The organism is Mycobacterium sp. (assembly GCF_049673265.1).
In the GTDB taxonomy this organism is placed as follows: domain Bacteria; phylum Actinomycetota; class Actinomycetes; order Mycobacteriales; family Mycobacteriaceae; genus Mycobacterium.
On record NZ_JBATXN010000672.1, the window covers coordinates 1 to 1,683 of the forward strand.

Below are 1,683 nucleotides of genomic sequence, written 5' to 3' on the forward strand. Positions count from 1 at the left end.
GCAGCAGATAGCTCACCCAACCCGGTCCCAGGCGCAGCCGCCCATGCACCCGCTCAACCGTCCGCTGGTCGCCGGCGAGCAGCGCCAACCTCAGGTCTGGGCCGTATGCCTTGGATGCCGACCGCACGAACGCCCAGTGTCGTGTCGTACCGGCCAAGGTGTGCAGTCCCACGCCGGCGATACCCGCGCAGTGGTCGTCTTCGATGAGCAGAACGTCGGCATGGTTGGCCAGCAGCTGACGCAGCTCGGCCGCACGCGCAGCGGAAACGGCGGCGCCGGTGGGGTTCTGGGCTCGGGTGGTCACCACGACGGCCCGAACGCCGCGGCGCAGCGCCCGCGACACATCGTCGGTCAGCGGCCCGTCGTCGTCAACTCTGATTGGCTCGACCGGAAAGCCAAGCGCAGCAAGCAAATCCAGCAGATTCGCCCACCCGGGATCCTCGACAGCCACCCGGTCGCCAGGCCGTAGGTGCGCAGTGAGGACGCGTTCGATGCCGTCGAGAGCTCCGCCGACGACGGCGAGGTGGTCGGCTGGGACGCCGTCGGCGGTCAGCCACGCCTGGGCGGCCGAGGCGAGCCCGGCCGAGACGGCCGGTTCTCCATACAGCAGCGGGGCTCGAGAGCCGGCACGCGCTGCGGCGATAGGCAGCAGCGCCGGATCCGGATTGCCAGTGGAAAGGTCTCGCACGCCCTGCGGGACGGCGATTCCACGCAGCGAGCGTGGCGTTGTTGCCGGCCGGTCTCGCACCCGGGTGCCGCGTCGGCCCGCGGTCTCGACCGCACCGCGTTCGCGCAGCAGCCGGTAAGCAGCGGCAACCGTATTGGCGTTGACACCGAGTTGCCTGGCCAGCTCTCTGATCGGGGGCAACTCGGCGCCGGGCGCCAACGCGCCGGCCGAGATGGCCTGCTCGACGTCGGTGGCAATGGCCTCGGCGCCCGCACCACTGATGGGGTATTGTCCTAGCACAGCAGTCATTATGTACTAGTACAAACTCGGAGGCAACCGTTGACCACGGCGCAGGCGTACCCGCCCACTCCACGCACCGTGCCCACCCGGTATCGCGAGCGCGCCCGCTACGACCGGGTGACCGTGCACGGCATCCTCGATGAGGCGCTGATCTGTCATGTCGGCTACGTCAATGCTGGTCGACCGATCGTGTTGCCCACCACCCACGCCCGGCTGGGCGAAACCTTGTACCTGCACGGATCCACCGGCAGCGCCCCGATGCTCGCCGCCGCCGGGTCCGCCGAGGGCCTGCCCGTCTGCGTCACCGTCACCCTGGTCGACGGCCTGGTGCTGGCCCGCGCCGCGCTGCACCATTCGCTGGAATACCGGTCGGTGGTCGTGGTGGGCAGCGCACGGCTGGTCCAAGACCGGCCCGAGAAGTTGCGTGCGCTGGCGGCCCTGCTCGATCACGTCGCGTCCGGCAGGTCCGCCGACAGCAGACCCCCGAACGCCCGCGAACTCGCGGCCACCGCCGTGCTTGCGCTCGATCTCGTCGAGGTGTCCGCCAAGGTGCGCGATGGGGGACCGGTCGACGACGAGCAGGACACGGCGCTGCCGCACTGGGCCGGGGTGGTACCGCTGACGCTGACGGCTGGCACACCGCTGCCCGCCGACGACCTGGACCCGGCTGTGCCGCTGCCGGATTATCTCGCGCCGTATCGTCGATGAATGGCCGA

At 70.2% G+C, this 1,683-nt stretch carries 2 protein-coding genes; one reads left to right on the forward strand and one right to left on the reverse strand.

Annotated elements, in window-relative coordinates:
* Positions 1-976, reverse strand: a 976-nt coding sequence (locus WBF82_RS22895) for an aminotransferase class I/II-fold pyridoxal phosphate-dependent enzyme (RefSeq protein WP_424385219.1), incomplete at its 3' end; no start/stop codon positions are given.
* A gap of 30 nt (positions 977-1,006) precedes the next feature.
* Between WBF82_RS22895 and WBF82_RS22900 the strand changes: the two genes are divergently transcribed.
* Positions 1,007-1,675, forward strand: a complete 669-nt coding sequence (locus tag WBF82_RS22900; protein WP_424385220.1) for a pyridoxamine 5'-phosphate oxidase family protein — start codon at positions 1,007-1,009, stop codon at positions 1,673-1,675.
* Positions 1,676-1,683: the final 8 nt, after the last annotated feature.